Here is an 18,377-nt window from a genome sequence, read left to right as displayed (position 1 = left end):
GGTGTACCCCATTAATTGGACAAAATAGTTAATACTTTATAAGTGTATTATGGTTTAGTTAATATTGTACTATTTTTAGTTATTGGCAGTCGTTCATTGAAAACTTGATTTGGTGTTAAATAGAGTAAAGATTGGTGCTTACGCTCAAAATTATAAAATTGAATATAACTAAGAAGTCCCTCAAAAAGAGCCTTTCCATCCTTATATTCTTTGAGGTAAATATCTTCATATTTAATGGTACGCCAAAATCTTTCGACGAAAACATTATCCAAAGCTCTGGCTTTTCCGTCCATAGAGACTAAAATTTCTTTGTCAATTAACACCTTAGTAATTTCATTTGAGGTAAATTGACTACCTTGCGGGGCCGCCCGTGCGGTCTGTGTTGAATATTTCGGGTTTTTGACCTATTTTCAAAGCATCATTTAAGGCTTTCAAACAAAAATCAGTTGTTAAAGTGTTTGAGATTTCCCACGACAAAATATAGCGAGAATACCAATCTACGACGGCAACTAAATACAAAAAACCTTGCTCCATTGGCACGTATGTAATGTCAGTAGACCACACTTCATTGACTTTTTCTATCTTTTTTCCCCTTAATAAATATGGATAAATCTTGTGTTCTAAATTAGGTTTTGACAAGTTAGGTTTAGGATATATTGCCTCAATACCCATTGATTTCATCAATCTACGCACTTTCTTTATGTTAACTGGCTGATGTTCAGTAGGTAAATTAACAACCAAACGCCTCGCTCCATAAAAAGGATATTGCGTATATAATTTATCTATTGCTCTCATAAGTGCCAAATTTATCGCACTTTCACCACAAGCTTGATAATAATAACTCGACCGACTTAATCCCAATAATTCGCATTGTTTTTCGATGCTCAATGAGTCATTGTTAGGTTCTATCCACTCTTTTCTTTTTGCGGTAGGTAACCCTATGGATTCTTCCGTAACTTTTTTTTTAGAAAGTCCAATTCGACTTTCAGTTGTCCTATTTGCTGATAAAGTGGTGCTGTCAGTTCTTCTTTTTCATCGTCAGAAACCCCACTTTTCTTAACACCAAACAATGTCGGTATACCGCTGATAACTTGCTTTTTCCAATCACTAATTTGGTGAGCCTGTAATTCAAACCGCGCGGGCGGCCCCGTCGCTACTCAACTGTGCTAAGGTTTTTTGCTCTTTTAGTGTTTCAAGTACCACTTTTGTCTTGAAATTCTCGTCATAATTGCGTCTAATGCGCTTTCCCATTTTTGTATTATTTTAAAATTATAGATAACAAGTTTTTACTTATAAAAACCTACTTTCTCTGTCCTAAAATTGGGGTACATTATATAACAATCCTTTTTCGTCAAAAAAAATTGGACAAAAACTATACCAAAAAGGAGTACCTTACTCTAAATGAGCTAAAATCAGGAGTTTTTTATAAACTATAACGAACCTTATCAGAAGAATGGAATAAAGGTTGTCGGTAACAGGGTATTCACAGATTTCGTGCCATTTTCCTATGGCAAAAGGTCAGGCCGACGTAAACGAGTTCTATCTAATGATTGTTGGAAACGCCAATCTGAAATTTTAGCTTCGTGGCCCGAGAGAAGAATATCAGGGACTGCCCACCCCTCAAAGTCAGCAGGGCGAGTGTAAACAGGAGGTGCTAATAAATTATCTTGAAAAGAGTCGGTAAGGGCTGATGTTTCGTCATTCAGCACTCCAGGGATAAGGCGAATAATTGAATCTGCAATAACACAGGCGGCAAGTTCACCCCCGGAAAGCACATAATCACCGATGCTGATTTCTTTCGTAATAAAATGCTCACGTACTCTTTCATCAACGCCTTTATAGTGCCCGCATAAAATAATCAGGTTCTCTGCCATTGACAAACGATTTGCCGCTTTTTGAGCAAATCGTTCGCCGTCTGGTGTAACGTAAATTACTTCATCATACTGGCGTTCACTTTGTAGTTGACGAATACAGCGCGCAATGGGCTCAATTGTCATCACCATCCCTGCTCCTCCTCCAAAGGCATAATCATCCACTTGCCGCTGTTTGTTTAGACTATAGTCTCTCAAGTCATGTACTTTTACTTCTACGTGTCCTCCATCTTGAGCTCGTTTCAAAATAGAATGCTCAAAAAAACTATCTAAAAGGCGCGGCAAGCAAGTAATAATGTCTATTCGCATACTAAAATCGTCAGGAATGGGATATAAATTCTAAATATTAGTCTATTTCAGTATCATCGTCATCTGCCGCAGCAGTACCTTCTTCCAGATAAACATCCAACAGACCTTCCGGTAAACGCACATTAAGCACTTTTTGCTGACGATTTATACCAGGCACAATCGTATCATTGACGGGAATGAGTACTTCATGGCCATTGTAATTCATTGCAATCAAATCCTGAGTGGACATTGTATAAACCGTAGTAACCGTTCCAAGTTCTCCCAATTTATCATCCACTACTTTAAAACCTATAATTTCATGGTAATAAAACTGAGAGCCGTCCAGTTCATCAAGATTATCTTCGGGCAAAAAGAGCGGGCAATTAATCAAAGGAGTAGCTGCTTCGATGGAGTTTATATCCTCAAATTTAACAATGGCCTTACTTCCTTTCTGAACGTTGATGCTCTTTACAAAATAAGGAATCAATTGCCCTTTTATCTCTACAAATACCGATTCCAATTCTTCGTAATCTTCAGGGTAATCAACATCCAAATAAATAACTACCTCACCACGCGTACCATGCGTGCGGGTAATGTGTCCCAATTGAAAACAGTCGTTGTGCTGCATATTATTGTTATACAAAAAATGGTATGAGCCTGTTTTAGGCAGACCCATACCACTTATAAGGCTTTTTAAATTATTCTGCCGCGTCTTCCGCAGGAGCTTCAGCAGCCGCTTCTGCGACAGGTGCTTCTCCTACTGCATTTTTCTTGGCAATAGCAGCCGCACGAGTTTCACTCACTTTACGTTCTGCATCCAACTGTGCCTGTTTAGCATCAGCTTGTTTTTTATTCAAACCTTCTTTCTTGGTTTCAACTCGACCTGATTTTTCCTGTTTCCAAGTTTCAAATCTTTCGTCAGCCACTTCCTGAGTGATAGCGCCTTTGTTAACCCCTACCTGTAAGTGCTTACGTAACATTACTCCCTCGTGGCTCAAAATTGAACGGGTAGTATCTGTAGGTTGTGCACCGTTAAGAAGCCATTTTACCGCTTTATCAACGTTCAAAACAACTTTAATAGGGTTTGTCATTGGGTTGTAAGTACCCAATTTTTCAATAAAGCGACCATCACGTGGTGCTCTGGCATCGGCTACGACGATGTCGTACATTGCCGCTTTTTTGCGTCCGCGACGCGCTAAACGAATTCTTACCATTGTATTTGTAAAGTTTACGATGTGAAGGATCACGTCCTTCGGGTGAAACGTGGGCGCAAAAGTACGGCGTTTTCATTAAAAAAACAAAATAGGTTTTGTATTTGCATACAAAACCTATTGTCAATTTTACCTTAGTGTTTACTTATCCTATCGTTAAGACAAATAAAGTATTAATTTTTTTGTCTTGGTTCTTTGGCCGCTTTGCCTGGCTCTTGGTCTTTCTTTTTACCTGTACGGAAACCAGCAGGGTACTTAGACCGCAAATCGTTCATCGGAAGAATACGAATCTCAACACGGCGGTTACGAGTCATACCATCTGCCGATTTGTTATCAGCCAACGGACGCAATTCGCCATAGTACTCAACCATCACACGGCTTGGATCCTGCATTCCGTTACGAATCATATACCGTTTTGCAGCTTCTACCCGACGCTTAGAAAGTTGAATGTTATAGTTATCAGAAGCGCGAGCATCCGTATGTCCTACAATCACGGCACGACAGTTAGGACGCAAATTCAACAAGTCAATTACTTGCTTAAGTATTTGTTGTGATGGGTCTTTTATAATCGCCTTATCCGTATCAAACTCAATATTACCAAACATTGCCTCACATTCTTCTTTAGGCAAGTTCTTTTCAATGATATCCTTGATGTATTTATTGAGGTCCATTGCTACTCCACCCCCTGATACGATGCTGTTTGCAGGTGTACTTGGTTCTTTGTCAAAAAGATCAGCAACACCGTCACCATCTGAATCAGTAAATAAACGAGGGTCAACCGGCTTAGGCATGTTTGCTTTTGAGATAGAATCCGCATCTTTCATGGTAGGATTGTAAGGCGGAGCAATCAATGCCAATGGATTGGTATAACGCAAGTGGTAGCGACCTTTTGTCGGGTCATGTACCCATTTACCCGAAGCATCTTTCTTCGCCATTACTTCATTTTTACCGATTTTATAAGTTACTGAAAGACCGATACTTCCCCACTTATCCTGTTTAGAATCTCCTTTTTTAAACAACCAAATGTCCTGTCTTGGATACTGCTCAGTACCTCCGCCACCATAAGTCACGTCCAATTTTTCAGAGTTAACGTGATTAAGTGTAAAATCAAGGCCAATATCAATCCGAGGGGAAGCTTCAAAATGAATGGAAGAACCAATCGGGAATACAATTTCACGAGTATAAGTAGAACCGTCACGTTCCCATTCACCGGCAGTTTTTGAGCTTCGGTTGGTATTAGTGCGAATAAGCTCGACTCCATTGTTCGTTCCGAGGCGATATACACGGGAATTAAACCACATATAACCATAACCCACAAACACATCCCATTTCCAACGCTTTAATTTATCGTAACCGAATAATATAGGTTTCAAGTTAGCGTGGGCATTAATAGAGGTTTGAAGAAAGCCCTTACTTTCAAAATGCGCATTATAAATGCGCTGCTTCGAACCATTTAGATTGCCCGTCCAGAAATTGACACTTGCGCCGAAAATCGGAGTAATTTGCTTGTGCAAAGCAAGACCCAACCCGCCCGTAATGTGTTCTTCAGGCCCTAATTTAAAGTCATATTGACGCAAATCACCATAGAATTGGGTGAGGGCGGGGGTAATGGTAATCGCCCATGTGTTCAACTTATTCGGACCTTCATAACCCGCACTTTTAGGAGCAGGAGACTGAGCATTGATGTTCGTCAATGCCAACAATAACATAAATAGAGTGGACAGTAAAATAATTTTTTTCATGGGCAATGAGCGTTGTTTACTGCAAAAGGGTAATATATTTTTTTTAATAATAGCGCATCGAGCCTATAAGCCGGATTCTGTTTTCCAAAATACATCGGAATTCTTATCATTTATCTGGTTCCAACGTCGCCGTTGGAATCTATCAACCTACCCACACCAACGTATTTTTTACGAAATACAGGGACGAGTCGCCCCGAAGTTGATGCTTATTTGGTCTTTCAGCCCGTAAGGTTTGCAGTGCCCTGTCTGTCACCAGGCAAGCGGTGGGCTCTTACTCCACCTTTTCACCCTTACCACTTCATAGACATTCTCTCTAAAAGATTATGCCGGTGAAGGGCGGTACGCTTTCTGTTGCACTTGCTGTCAAACTGCTGTCGCCGGCAATTTGCCTTCCTGTTAGGAAGTACGGTACTCTGCGCTGTCCGGACTTTCCTTCCCGCTCCTAACTTGCGTCAGGTATCGGAACGATAAGACAGCTCTGATAACGCTATCGGGTACAAAGCTATAAAGAGTTACGCTCTTTAAAAATCAAATAAAAAGAAAAAAATCGTAAAAACCATAAATAGAGGCTCATTTTTTTGACTTAAAGCAGTCCGTCAATTTTGATTTCGACGTGTCCTTTAGCTACAATCAATGCCACTAAAGAGGTGGGAGTCAGGTACACTTGATCGGGATCAAGCGAGTCCAAACGGCCCCCAAAATCTATTCCTTTTGCCACTTTACGAGTAGTAAGTTGTTGACGAATAGCTTTTTGAGCCTCTTCTATCTGAGCCCCAACCGGAAACACAAATTGCTGTTCGATTTGTTTGGCAAACCGTCCCTGCAATAACCAATTGGCGGTTTGAACAAGTACGCTTCGGGTATTCAAATCATAGTCTACGTTTTTCAAAGATAATAACCGCGTTTTAGCATCATAGTAAGGAATTCCTTTCAAATAAATGATACCATTGATGCTTCCCTTCAATCCTGCTTTAATTACGAGTTTGTCATTTTGACCATAAATGTCTACACTCGTCACTTCTATTTTATATTTACCTTCTTTAAAGTCAAATGTCTTGCCGATAAATTGGGTCGCCGCAAGTTTGGATGCTTCTTCGTAAGGCACAACTCCAATCAGTCCAATTTGAAAACCATTGGGGACATCAGGGGTAATGATAAGATTGGGAACATCTGTAACCGGCTTTATGGTTGGCTTTTCACCCGTAAGTGTCTGGGTAAATCCTCGGATACCAAGCGTAGCGCTAATTTTTCCATTCCGAACGTTGAAGGGAGTCATTAAAATATCAGTAGGTGTAACGGCCAACCAAGTCCGATACTCTTCCGACAGTAAACGCGGTTCCCGAACCAGATTCCAAGCCTGCAAAATGTAGGGTTTCACCACAAAATTTCCTCGAATATTGTCATCAATGGCCTTGGAAAACTTCTCAAGATTCTCAGAGATTTTACGGCTGATTATTCCTGTGATAGGTACCTCAATGCCCGCTACTTTTATACTCGGCTTTGTTACCCAGTCAAATCCTGCGGATACTGTCTGTGTACGCACTTTCCAATCAGGATCCACCCCAAAGCGGGTCATAAATTTAAGATTAACTTGAAATTCAGTGGCCTGAGCATTTGATATGCCCAATACTTGAAAGGTTTTCTCTCCCCATATTTTCAAAGGTACAGTGTAAAACAACAACGAATCTCGGGCTTCGGCTACAATTGGAGCACGTTTCCATACCTTAATTCGGAAACCTTCCTCTTTATCATTGTCTTCATAAATCAGTCCCTGCACCTGAATATTCAGGTGTTTTGAAAGCTCTGCTATCGAAAGTTCGATAGGCAAGTTAACCACTGATTTATGTTTTTCGCTTTGAATTTCCATGTTGGTGTGTTGGTATGCTTCAACAGGAGCTTTTGGCTGAGTAGTTGCAGGAGATTGGCAGGCAATAAACAGTAAACAGTAGGCAGTAAGCAGTAGACAGCAGATTATAAGCAATCGGAGGTCAATAGTCCTCAATAGTCTTTTTTCCATAAAAATATCTAAACGAACCCGGTGGGCTAAAAACTAAAATGACTCACAAAGTTACCAAAACAACCTTGCAAGTCCCTTAATAACGAAAAAAAAGGAAATTCTATTTTTTGACTCTGCTAAGGAACAGGTTGGTCCTCCACATAGCAGCAAGGAATCTTCCAATGAATACCTTCCACTCTGACTGTTCCAAAAATTTCGGCGGGCATGAGCTGCATCAATGATTTTAAACCAGAGGCAAATCCTTTGGACTGCTCTGCGGTAATTACGATACGCTTAGGAGTAATCTCTAAAAAATAGCCTGATGTTCCCAATTTCGGATCCTTGCTGACCACAAAATTGATACCATCTTTTACCCGAAAATTTCCTGCAAAAACTTTGGTGTCCCGTCCCGCCACTCTGCCAATTTGATGTGCAAAATCTTCGGCCATACGACGAAGCTCAGGGTCAGTGCCTGCTACGGCAATAATCAGGTTTTTAGAGAGTTCAAATTGCCCATCTTTGGCCTCTAATAGCGCGGGCTTAGGAAGTATAGCGTACTTGTTTTGACCAAAAGCGGGCCAAAACAGCAACGTCCAACAGAGAAAAAGCAGAAACGCTGTTTTTTTCATATTATACAGCCGTAAAATCCGTTAGGCCAAACGGGTGCCATTGGGAACAGCACGTTCAGACTGAGCCAGAATCACTTCACCATCAGGAAGTATAAACCCTGTCACCAACACTTCAGAAATAAAATCAGCCACTTGTTTTGGAGGAAAATTAGTCACACAAATCACCTGTTTTCCAAGAAGTTCTTCCTTTGAATAACGTTTTGTAACCTGTGCTGAACTGCGTTTTACCCCTACTTCATCCCCCAAGTCAACCCAAATTTTATAAGCAGGTTTACGTGCTTTTGGAAAGTCTTCCACTTGAACAATCGTTCCCGCACGAAGTTCTACTTTTTCAAAATCCTGCCATGAAATCATCACCAAATGTCGCGTTAAGAATTAGCAAACAAGAATAACACTCCATCACGCATTTTTAACGTAACTTCCCAGCCATTTGATGTAGCTATGGTGTTTTTTGAAAACTTTTTGTACGTTTTCGTCTTTAAAGTAGCCTTCCAATTCAATAAAAAACCAGAAATTAAAATCCTCACTGCCTTTATAAGGCCGACTTTCGATTTTGGTCAGGTTGATATTGGCACGTTTGAAATCTTGGAGAAAACCCGCCAAAATCCCCGGCTTATCCGTATCGGGAAGGCGAGCGATAAGCGTAGTTTTATCATTTTCACTACGCTGATTAACGAAGTCTTTGGCCAATATAAAAAAGCGGGTTCGGTTGTTACCGTTATCCTCAATATTGTCAAATAAAACGGGCAAACTGAACAATCGGGCGGCAATAACCGAGCAAATTGCTGCACTTTCGGGATCTTCAGAAGCAAGTTTAGCAGCTTTGGAAGTTGATTCCACCTGAATTTCTTCGGGCTGAGTTTGCTCAAAATACTTATTAAGAAATCCTCTGCACTGCCGGAAAGCAATGTCTTTGGAATAAATTCGCTTGATTTTTGAAGGATTCTCACACTCGGTTGCCAACGCAAAATGAACGGGTATTTTCAATTCTGCAGCAATATTGATGCTGGTCTCGTTCAGCAAATCCACCGTCTCGTAAACAATTCCTTCCTGGTTGTTTTCAATGGGTATCACGCCAAATTTTGCCCGACCTGTATCCACGGCTTCAAAAACAGATTTGATCGTGGGAAGCGTCATGTATTCGCTCATAGCCCCAAAACGACTTTCAGCAGCCTGATGCGTAAAACTTCCTTCAGGACCGAGGTAAGCGATTCGCTCAGGCAATTCGATGTTACGTGCCGCCGCAAAAATCTCTAAGTAAATCGCTTCAATGGCATCGGACGTAAGTGGTCCTGTATTTTGCTTTTTGACACGGTCCAGTATTGATTTTTCGCGCTCGGGGCGATAAATAACGGTTTGAGTAGCTCTTTTTAGTTCACCTACTTTGTGTACCCATTCCATTCGGCGGTTGAGTAACAATAACAATTGGTCGTCGAGGGCGTCTATTTCGCGGCGAATATCTTCTAAATTCATGGGTAAGGATTCAGGAGTAAGAAGTCAGGAGATAGAAGCAAGTGACTGATTTCTTACTCCTGACTTCTGAATTCTATTTACTGATTTTCTTCTCCTTTGGTAGGAGGTATTGTTAAGTTTGCAAACAATATGTCCATTTTTGCGGCATATTCGGCGGTATCATCTAAGTAAAAGTGTATCTCCGGGACGATACGCAATTGATGACGAATCTTCTGGCCCAATAATTGGCGAATTGATTTGCTGCGATCCTGAATTTGTTCGAGAAGAAGTCCTTTGTTTTTTGATATTAAAAAACTCAAATATACCCGCGCAACTCCCAAGTCCGGTGACATTCTTACTACTGTAACAGTAATAAACGCGTTGTCGAACCAAGTCCGACCTTCTTTCTGAAAAATATCGCTCAAATCTTTCTGAATTTGTCGAGCGACTTTCTGTTGTCTTTTGGATTCCATTTCTTAATGGTGATAATTTTTAACACCTCAATTTTATGCAAAGGTACGAAATTCCCAAACGCAAAAGTGGCATGGTTTTTGAGCCGTACTCAAAGTAATAGCAAAATCAGTACTCAACAATCATGTATAAGCTATACGCTACAGCATTTTTAGTGCTCTTACACTTAACCTTTACTGGTACACAGGCCCAAAATTTTGAATCTTCTAATTTGCCGATTGTAGTTATCAATACCGAGGGTAAAACTATTGTAGATGAGCCCAAAGTCAATGTTAAGATGGGTATCATTGACAATGGAACAGGCAATCGAAACTATTACAAAAATCCGTTTAATAATAACCTCCCCGACCCTTTCAACAGCTTTGACGGCACTGTAGGAATTGAGCTCCGGGGCTCGGCATCTCAGTTCTTCCCTAAAAAACCCTATGGTTTTGAAACTCGGGACGGTACGGATAAAAGTATTAATGTTCCCATCTTAGGGATGCCTACCGAAAGCGATTGGATTCTCAACGCCAGTTACACCGATAAGTCGTTGATGCGTGATGTACTGACGTATCATCTGTCTAACCAAATGGGCCGGTATGCTTCCAGAACCAAGTATGTAGAGCTTGTTTTGGATGGTGATTATCGAGGCGTCTACATTATGATGGAGAAAATCAAACGCGACGTCAATCGAATTGATATTGCTTCCTTAAAACCTACCGATACGGATGGCGACGCGATTACGGGGGGATATATACTGAAAATTGACAAAAATACGGGAACGAGCAATGCCTCTTGGCTTTCCCCTCATCTTGCCAATCACGGCATGGAAATCAACGTGATGGTAGAATATCCCAAAAAAGAGGTACTTACTGATGGTCAATATAATTACATCAAAAATCATTTTACCGAATTTGAGAACGTACTGAAATCTACTAATTTCAAAGACCCAACCAATGGCTACGCCAAATACATTGATGTCAACAGTTTTATCGATTATTTTCTGCTGACCGAATTAAATTACAACATTGATGCTTTTCGATTAAGCATTTTCTTTTACAAAGACCGTGACAGCCGAAATTCCAAAATCAAGATGGGAGCGCCCTGGGATTATGACCACGCTTACGGAAATGCCAACTTTTGCCACGGTTGGGAAACCAATCACTGGGCGTATGATTTTATCAGAGAATTTTGCCCAAGCGAAGATAAACAAGTCCCTTTTTGGTGGGCGAGACTTCTGGAAGACCGCGATTTTTGTATCAAGGTACGCGACCGTTGGCAGCAACTTCGCCAAAATCAATGGTCAACGGGTAACATTACCTCATTTATTGACCAAAATGCGACCTTGTTAAATGAATCTCAGGTACGTAACTTTCAGCGGTGGCCCATTTTAGGAGAATGGGTATGGCCTAATTATTACTACGGAAATACCTATCAGGAAGAAGTCAATTGGTTTAAAAACTGGACACAGCAACGCCTGAACTGGGTAGATGCCAATATCTCACAAATAGGAGCATTGGGTAAAGTCATAGACTGCGCCAATGTAGCTAAACCGGGCGTTACTTCGCCCGTCAATTATTGTCAGGGACAAATCAGTACGCAACTTACCGCTACCGGAACAGAGTTGAAATGGTATAATTTTCAAACGGATGGTGTAGGAAGTTCTACCGCTCCTACGCCCGTTACGGTATCTTTAGGAACCACTTCCTATTTTGTTTCTCAAACCATCAACGGTTGCGAAAGTGAACGGGCTCAAATTGATGTTAGCGTCAGCTCTAAACCGAGTGCTCCGTCAGCAAACAATATAGAGTATTGTCAGGGACAAACGGCCTCGCCACTCTCTGCCAGTGGCGCTAATTTACAGTGGTACACCTCTCCAAGCGGCGGGACAGGTACCACCGCCTCTCCTACCCCATCTACTTCGTCGCCCAATTTGCTCAGTTACTTTGTTTCTCAAACCGTTAATGGTTGCGAAAGTAACCGTACCCAAATTAATGTAAGTATAAAAATAAGACCCGATAAACCACAGGCAACTCTCGCCCTGAACTATTGCCAGGAGTTGACCTCAGCACCGCTTTCTGCAAGCGGAATCAACTTGAAATGGTACAACACTGCTTCGGGTGGAGTCGGTGAAGCGACTGCTCCGACCCCTTCCACGGCCTCTTCAGGGCTTTTTTCTTATTTTGTTTCTCAAACCATCGGCGGTTGCGAAAGCGACCGGGCAAAAATCGACGTTACGATTAATTCTAAACCTACTGCCCCTACGGCAAACAATGCAGAATACTGCCAAGGGCAAACTGCTGGTCAACTCTCTGCCAACGGAAGTAATTTGAAATGGTACAGCGGTTCCGTGGGTGGCACCGGAGATTTTAACGCTCCAATTCCTACTACATCTTCCGCCGGTTTACTGAGTTATTTTGTTTCACAAACCATAAACAGTTGTGAAAGCAACCGTACTCAACTCACCGTAAACATAAAAAGCAAATCCGATAAGCCACAGGCAACTTCTGCTTTGGGATACTGTGCAGGACAAACTGCTACCCCGCTTACGGCCAACGGCACAAATTTGCAGTGGTATTCGACACTTACGGGAGGACTTGGAAGCGATACCGCTCCTACTCCATCCACTATTTCAACCGGGCTTTTCTCCTATTTTGTTTCCCAAACCCCCAATGGCTGCGAAAGTGACCGAGCAAAAATAGATGTTACCATCAACTCTAAACCCGCTGCTCCGTCGGCAAGTAATGTAGATTATTGCCAAGGACAAACGACCGTGTCTCTCTCTGCCAATGGAACCAATTTACAATGGTACACTCTCCCCAACGGAGGCACAGGTACACCAATTGCCCCTACTCCCCCTACTATTACAGCTACTTTATCCAGTTATTTTGTTTCACAAACTGTGAACGGTTGTGAGAGTAATCGCACTCAAATCAATGTGAATGTTAAAATTAAACCCGATAAACCACAGGTAACTTCTGCTCTGAGTTATTGTCAGGGGCAGACCGCTGCGCCACTTTCTGTCAGTGGAACAAGTCTAAAATGGTACACAAGTCTTATTGGTGGAACAGGCACCGGTGTTGTTCCAACTCCTGCTACCTCTTTAGCTGGTCTTTCTTCTTATTTTGTCTCTCAAACCCTCAACGGCTGCGAAAGCGACCGTGCAAAAATAGATGTGACGATTAAGAGTAAACCCACTGCGCCTTCAGTAAACAATATTGAATATTGTCAGTCACAAACGGCTTTATCCCTCACTGCAAGCGGCACAAATTTGCAATGGTATACGGTGCTAAACGGGGGAGCGGGCAGTAACATTGCTCCAACTCCATCCACAACAAACGCAACAACACTCAGTCATTTTGTGACTCAAACCGTCAACGGCTGCGAAAGCAATCGGGCAAAAATAGATGTGACTGTCAAAGCCAAGCCCGCGAAACCGCTGGTGACTGCTGTCATCACTTACACACAGGGCCAAGCACCGGCAGTACTCACGGCCGTCGGTTCGGGCATAAAATGGTACACTTCGGCAACGGGCGGAACGGCAAATACTGTTGCGCCAACACCTTCCACAAGTACTGTTGGAACGAGCAATTATTTTGTAAATCAGACGGTTAATAATTGCGAAAGCGACCGTGCTCAAATCAGTATACAGGTAAGCGCCCCCACTGCGGCGACTGTTTGTCTTGAAGTAAAAGTACTGTTGGAAGGAGCTATGAGTGGCACAACGATGAGTACCAAACTCAATCAGCAGGGATTACTTCCGGGTCAGTTGCCTTTGAGTGCGTTAGCAGTTGCCACGCCCACAGGTCAACCTTACAAGAGTGCACCCTGGAACTATAACGGTACGGAGTCCTCCAGTATTTATGCCGCCGACGTCGTGGATTGGGTGTTACTTTCACTACGTACAGCTCCGCAAGAAGCCACCACAACCGTTTACCGAACGGCCGCTTTGCTTCACAAAGACGGGAAGATAACCGCGATAGCCAATTGTCCCGTCTTAAATCCAACACAGTCATTCTTTGTGGCCGTAGAACACCGAAATCATATCGGAGCCGTATCTCATGATGCCGTTCCAATTGTCAAAAATAAAATCACGTACGATTTTACCCAACGTCAATCCTACATCCCTGCGGGTTTACCAGCCTCTGGGCAACTTCAGGTAGGTGCCACCTATTGTTTGTATGCGTCCGATGCCCAAAAGGCTTCCTTTTCTGAAATCAACGCAAATGACGCCACGATGTGGCTGATTGACAACGGAAAATTTGGAAGGTATACATTCAGTGATTTCAATTTAGACGGAGAAATCAACGCAAGCGACGCTACCATTTGGCGACGCAATAACGGTAAGTTTTCAGGGGTTCAGTTTTAACGCGCTAAAGCATAAGTTAACAGTTATCCGTTAACTGTTAATCGTTTAAAATCAAACAATTACAGTAACACAAACACTCCAAAATTTTTACTTAATTGCTTAAAGGGAAAATTACTGTTTTTTGATAAACGCAATCAAATCGGCCATTTCCTGAACGCTGATGGCATTTTCGAGGCCATTAGGCATAATTGAAGTTTCGGATTTTTGCATTTTGGAAACATCTTTTTTCTGAATAACGCTTTCCACGCCACCCATTTCTCTGACCGACAAACCGGTGGCATTTTCCTGCAAAATCACCCCTGCAATGGAAGTTCCGTTTTTAAGTTCCAACGTCCAAAAATCATAATTGTCGGCAATGGAGTTGTTGGGATTGAGGATTTCTGTCAAAACGGAAGTGGCATTTCGACTGCGTAACGTCGAAAGGTCAGGGCCGAAATTCACGCCTTTTAAGCCTTCAATTTGGTGACAGGAAGCACAATTTTTCTCAAAAATCAACTTACCTTTTGATTGTACGCCTTTCATTTCCAATGCCAGCATGTATTTATTCAAAACGGCCTTACGGTCTTCATTTACCGACAACACTTTACGGGCATAGGCTCGAATGTTGGTATCATAGTAATTCATCAATCGTACCATCTGCCCCCACCCTATCACCGATTTTTCAACTTCTTTTTCCTCAATGGCCTTTAACAGTAAATTGATTCGTTCGGGCTTTGATAAGAACACATTGACCGCTTCTTTTTTGAGCGAAGGAGAAAAGTTTTTCATCTCTTTCAATAAAAACAAACAAGTCTGACCATCAGCCGTTTTCCCCAGTGTTTTCAACGCAGCCACTTGAATTGCTGCCGCTTCTTGTTGAGTGAGTAATTGTTGCAGAAGTGGCTTGATTTCACCTGAATTTGCCATGGAAAGTAAGGCAATGCCATCGGCCCGAAAAGCATCGGCTTTAGTTCCTTTCTCTGAAAGTGAGGCAGGATTGTTTAAAGCTGTTACCGCACTTTCCAGCTTTTCATCCAACAATTTTCCTTTAGGCAAACCCACCACCTCCAATAAATTCAGCGAAGCAGCCCGAAGTTCGGGCGAAGTTGTCATTGAAAAATTGGCCAATAATTGCTCTTTTTGCAAAATCAATAAACTGCCAGCGCCCTTCTTAAATTGCCAAAGTTTAGTGATACCGTTTAGCATAGCCGCCTTCCACCAATCAAATCCCCGAGTGTCGATTGTTGTTTTTTGCAGCATTTCCGAAACAGCCAATCTATCAGTCCCATTGGCAATGGTAGCCGCTAAATTGGAAAAGAATTCGGCAGTTTCAGGGGTTTGTTTTTTGGTAAATTCTCTGATGGCCAAATCAAAAATTAGATTCTCTTTTCCCGCAAAAGAAGCAATGCCGGCAAGTCCAGCCCAACGGTCGTTAAAATCTCTTTTCAGAAGGGCTAACCGGGCTTTTTCAGCTTCCGGCGACTTTACAAAACCGAGTGTATTCAGCAATTGAAAGCGAACTTTGGCATTGTCATCGTTTTGTAAGGCTACCAATTCCTTCTCCAACTTCTCCTTAAAATCACCGTTCAGATATCGCTCCGCAACCCGTATTGCATTTTCTCTTACCCCTGCCTCTGCACTTCCAAAAGCGCACACAAAATCTTCATTTTCAAGACTTTTCATTGCATCCAACAACCAAATCGCGTGAACCTTGGCTTCGGGTAATGTGCCTTTCGAAATCAATTCATTCAAAGCGGGAACAGCCTCTTTTGCCTGTCGGTGCAACAATAAACGCTGAGCCGTTCGGCGATACCACCCGTTTTCATTTTCGAGCAACTTCACTAATTCTACCGACGTTTTTTTGGACAAATTCAGTTTCCCTAACCAATTCATCGGCAAACCTTTTTCGGGAACAATTCGGTAAATACGCCCTTTGTCGGTGCCATTGTACAACGCTCCCGATTGTGTAATTTCATCCGACATCCATTCGGGATGTTCGATGATTTGGCGGTAATAATCAATGACATACAAAGCACCGTCGGGACCAACGTAAAAATTTACGGGCCGAAACCACGCATCTTTAGAAGCTAAAAATTCCGATTTTTCATTCAGACGACTCGCCACAAAACTCGCCCCGGCATCTTTGATAATATCCGCATGAACAAGGTTATGCACAGGCTCGGCAATGAACGTCACATTTTTGAATTTTTCACCAAACGCACCTCCCAAATACCACGTAACGCCACAAGACGAAGTAATGACTCCTACATCGGTCAATAACTGATGATTAGGAGCTTCGGTAATGGGGTAAATTTCTGCCGCTTCGCCGTGGTCAGAGATGTTTTGTGTAGCATTCGGAACGAGCAACGCAGGATTATTTTTCAGGTATTGATTTGCCAATACTTCATGGTACAAATGATTGGCATTGCTTGTGTACAAATGATGCCCCCACGCGTCCATTGCATGACCGTATTGGGTTCTTCCTGATAACTCTTCTACTTCGTAACTGTCTGGCTTAAAACGCACTGCACGTCCATTGGCATTAGGGCCTAATTGCGGAGCGTTCGGGTTATCGGGGAAAACGATTTTTGTGCCTTTATCGCCAAACTCTTTTTTATACACAAAAGGAGTCACGGCCCCTTCGTGCCCCAAATAAATCCAGTTGTCCAGCTCAAATCGCGGCGTATTGAGATTATGTTGCGGGTTTGACAGCGCAAAACCAGAAAGCATTTTTTTGCGAATATCGGCCTTACCATCGTTGTTGGTATCTTCCAAATAAAGCACGTCAGGCGAATCGGTAACGATGATTCCGTTTTTCCAACGCATGATTCCCGTGGGCAGCGTCAAGTGGTCGGCAAAAACAATGCTCTTGTCAGGAAAACCGTCATTATCAGTATCTTTCAACAGTTTTACCTTCCCCGAACCACTCACGTCTAAAGGATAACCGTGCATTTCTACGACGTACATGTTGCCGTCTTCGTCCACTTCCATGGCTACGGGGTCAGCAATGAGCGGTTCGGCAGCGACCAATTCCACCTTAAACCCTTCCATCACCTGCAATGATTCTAAGGCTTTTCGATGTTCAGCCGAAAGCTTGGGAGGGTGTTGATAAGAGAACAAAGTCAACAAAGTGAAAAGCGCAAGGTATCGCATAATAATCAATTGATAGTCAACTAATAAATACTATAGAACGCGGATAAAACGGATACAAGTAGCGCGGATAAAAACGGATTTTTCATCCGTCTTGTCATGGTTACTTCCAATAGTTGCCCTATTTTCTTTTTTCCTGAACGTACTTAGCGACGGTTCCGATGGGGGCAATCCACACGCCGTTGGCAGGATTTTGGGCATATTCACACAACTTTTTCAGCATTGCTACTCGCGTTGTCTGGTTACCTGCTTCACCTACTTCGTGACCTGCCAACACTACCCAATGCCCCGTTTTTTTGGCATTTTCGATGATGGGCAAGATTTGCTCAAAGTCTTTCCCGTCCATTTCCATACCTGTCAGCTGCGCCATATCACAATAAGTCGGGTCATTTGGGCCTTCACTAAGCCAACCTCTTCCTGCTGAAAACAACTCCGCAATGACGGGTATGTAGCTTTTGGTGTTAAGTCCGCGCCCCACAAATGTTTCACCGCAAGGATAAGCGAATAGCTGCGGTGTAATGCCTAGTTGGTCCTGAATAGCTTTGTTGGTTCGCACCAACTCATTTTTCATTTTGTAGAGCGTATATTCTTCCAAAGCATTGGGTCTGGCCCACGCAAAATTGCCACTGCACGGATGTTTTTCGGAATGATTGCCAATTTCATGACCATTTTTCAGGGCCGTTTTCCAAGCATTAAGCCGTTTGTCCACGCTCGTCGTCAACACAAAAAAAGTAGCTTTCACGCCGTATTGGTCAAACAACGGAGTTCCTGCATCTACCTGACTCAAACGCGCATCATCGAAGCTAAGACTGAGCGCTACGGTTTTTCCTTCGGGCCAAAAATGGGCATTGGATGTTGACTGAGTTTGGGCAAAAGAACAAATTGTCAGTACAGGTATCAATACAAATAAATAGGCAAGGCGTTTCATGAAAGAAGTGATTTGGTTAAGGGTATTTTAGATAAAAAAGGCAGACTATCAGTAAATTACTTAGTTTTTCTTTTCAAATATTCATTCCTCAAAATCATATACTCCTTTCATACTATCCTACCGAAGTTTGCGGTTTTAAAGTGAAAGCAGTTTTTGTGTCCAAGCAGTAAAGTGGGGACATTTACTTAACACCCTATACTGCGCCCCTGAAACTGGACCATTCTGTTGAATAACGAAGTTATTAGTTGATTTTGTTTTCCACTTTGTTTATAGTACTTTTTCTTCCCTTGAATACCTGTTCTGGCGTTC

General features: G+C 42.4%; 12 protein-coding genes, 1 other RNA gene and 1 pseudogene. 1 reads left to right on the top strand and 13 read right to left on the bottom strand.

Annotated elements, in window-relative coordinates; translation table 11 throughout:
* Positions 1-47 precede the first annotated feature (47 nt).
* The 11 genes and pseudogenes from Q0081_RS02770 to rbfA all read right to left on the bottom strand — a co-directional run bounded on the left by Q0081_RS02770 (position 48) and on the right by rbfA (position 9,662).
* Positions 48-1,251, bottom strand: a pseudogene (locus tag Q0081_RS02770) (IS3 family transposase).
* A gap of 254 nt (positions 1,252-1,505) precedes the next feature.
* Entirely contained in the window at positions 1,506-2,180 is a 675-nt protein-coding gene (gene trmD, locus Q0081_RS02765; RefSeq protein WP_298348972.1) for a tRNA (guanosine(37)-N1)-methyltransferase TrmD, read from the bottom strand.
* Between the two features lie 37 nt (positions 2,181-2,217).
* Positions 2,218-2,787, bottom strand: coding sequence for a ribosome maturation factor RimM (rimM, locus tag Q0081_RS02760; protein ID WP_298348976.1), 570 nt, complete (start codon positions 2,785-2,787; stop codon positions 2,218-2,220).
* A gap of 70 nt (positions 2,788-2,857) precedes the next feature.
* The gene (locus tag Q0081_RS02755; protein ID WP_298348969.1) at positions 2,858-3,373 is read right to left on the bottom strand and encodes a 30S ribosomal protein S16; all 516 of its coding nucleotides are present in this window, start codon (positions 3,371-3,373) and stop codon (positions 2,858-2,860) included.
* A gap of 170 nt (positions 3,374-3,543) precedes the next feature.
* Positions 3,544-5,112, bottom strand: a complete 1,569-nt coding sequence (locus Q0081_RS02750; protein ID WP_298348966.1) for an OmpA family protein — start codon at positions 5,110-5,112, stop codon at positions 3,544-3,546.
* Positions 5,113-5,163: 51 nt separating this feature from the next.
* Positions 5,164-5,596: RNase P RNA component class A (gene rnpB, locus Q0081_RS02745), an RNA gene on the bottom strand.
* 99 nt (positions 5,597-5,695) lie between these two features.
* Positions 5,696-6,979: a DUF4403 family protein gene (locus tag Q0081_RS02740; RefSeq protein WP_298348963.1), complete on the bottom strand. Its 1,284-nt coding sequence runs from the start codon at positions 6,977-6,979 to the stop codon at positions 5,696-5,698.
* 266 nt (positions 6,980-7,245) lie between these two features.
* On the bottom strand, positions 7,246-7,737 hold the full coding sequence (locus tag Q0081_RS02735; RefSeq protein ID WP_298348961.1) for a glycoside hydrolase family 20 zincin-like fold domain-containing protein: 492 nt from the start codon (positions 7,735-7,737) through the stop codon (positions 7,246-7,248).
* A 21-nt stretch (positions 7,738-7,758) separates the two neighbouring features.
* Positions 7,759-8,091 (bottom strand): tRNA-binding protein, encoded by a 333-nt coding sequence (locus Q0081_RS02730; protein ID WP_298348958.1) that lies wholly within the window; start codon positions 8,089-8,091, stop codon positions 7,759-7,761.
* A 45-nt stretch (positions 8,092-8,136) separates the two neighbouring features.
* Positions 8,137-9,210, bottom strand: coding sequence for a prephenate dehydratase (pheA, locus tag Q0081_RS02725; protein WP_298348956.1), 1,074 nt, complete (start codon positions 9,208-9,210; stop codon positions 8,137-8,139).
* A gap of 77 nt (positions 9,211-9,287) precedes the next feature.
* Positions 9,288-9,662, bottom strand: coding sequence for a 30S ribosome-binding factor RbfA (gene rbfA / locus Q0081_RS02720; protein ID WP_298348953.1), 375 nt, complete (start codon positions 9,660-9,662; stop codon positions 9,288-9,290).
* A 122-nt stretch (positions 9,663-9,784) separates the two neighbouring features.
* On the opposite strand from rbfA, the gene Q0081_RS02715 reads away from it, so the two are divergent.
* Positions 9,785-14,011, top strand: coding sequence for a CotH kinase family protein (locus tag Q0081_RS02715; protein ID WP_298348952.1), 4,227 nt, complete (start codon positions 9,785-9,787; stop codon positions 14,009-14,011).
* Positions 14,012-14,122: 111 nt separating this feature from the next.
* Here the strand turns inward: Q0081_RS02715 and Q0081_RS02710 are convergent, their stop codons facing one another.
* Positions 14,123-17,143 (bottom strand): PVC-type heme-binding CxxCH protein, encoded by a 3,021-nt coding sequence (locus Q0081_RS02710; protein ID WP_298348951.1) that lies wholly within the window; start codon positions 17,141-17,143, stop codon positions 14,123-14,125.
* A gap of 118 nt (positions 17,144-17,261) precedes the next feature.
* Complete coding sequence (locus tag Q0081_RS02705; protein ID WP_298348949.1) at positions 17,262-18,068, bottom strand: polysaccharide deacetylase family protein; 807 nt, start codon at positions 18,066-18,068, stop codon at positions 17,262-17,264.
* Positions 18,069-18,377 lie beyond the last annotated feature (309 nt).

It is taken from the genome of Runella sp. (assembly GCF_027484545.1).
Classification (GTDB): domain Bacteria; phylum Bacteroidota; class Bacteroidia; order Cytophagales; family Spirosomataceae; genus Runella.
The sequence above is the reverse complement of the archived record's forward strand: the minus strand, read 5'-3'. Positions and strand labels throughout refer to the sequence as shown.

Excerpts from the sequence above, each read along its gene's own strand:
- pheA (WP_298348956.1), bottom strand. The coding sequence starts at position 9,210 with ATGAATTTAGAAGATATTCGCCGCGAAATAGACGCCCTCGACGACCAA.
- Q0081_RS02735 (WP_298348961.1), bottom strand. The coding sequence starts at position 7,737 with ATGAAAAAAACAGCGTTTCTGCTTTTTCTCTGTTGGACGTTGCTGTTT.
- Q0081_RS02740 (WP_298348963.1), bottom strand. The coding sequence starts at position 6,979 with ATGGAAATTCAAAGCGAAAAACATAAATCAGTGGTTAACTTGCCTATC.
- trmD (WP_298348972.1), bottom strand. The coding sequence starts at position 2,180 with ATGCGAATAGACATTATTACTTGCTTGCCGCGCCTTTTAGATAGTTTT.
- Q0081_RS02730 (WP_298348958.1), bottom strand. The coding sequence starts at position 8,091 with ATGATTTCATGGCAGGATTTTGAAAAAGTAGAACTTCGTGCGGGAACG.
- rbfA (WP_298348953.1), bottom strand. The coding sequence starts at position 9,662 with ATGGAATCCAAAAGACAACAGAAAGTCGCTCGACAAATTCAGAAAGAT.
- rimM (WP_298348976.1), bottom strand. The coding sequence starts at position 2,787 with ATGCAGCACAACGACTGTTTTCAATTGGGACACATTACCCGCACGCAT.
- Q0081_RS02755 (WP_298348969.1), bottom strand. The coding sequence starts at position 3,373 with ATGGTAAGAATTCGTTTAGCGCGTCGCGGACGCAAAAAAGCGGCAATG.
- Q0081_RS02705 (WP_298348949.1), bottom strand. The coding sequence starts at position 18,068 with ATGAAACGCCTTGCCTATTTATTTGTATTGATACCTGTACTGACAATT.
- Q0081_RS02715 (WP_298348952.1), top strand. The coding sequence starts at position 9,785 with ATGTATAAGCTATACGCTACAGCATTTTTAGTGCTCTTACACTTAACC.
- Q0081_RS02710 (WP_298348951.1), bottom strand. The coding sequence starts at position 17,143 with ATGCGATACCTTGCGCTTTTCACTTTGTTGACTTTGTTCTCTTATCAA.
- Q0081_RS02750 (WP_298348966.1), bottom strand. The coding sequence starts at position 5,112 with ATGAAAAAAATTATTTTACTGTCCACTCTATTTATGTTATTGTTGGCA.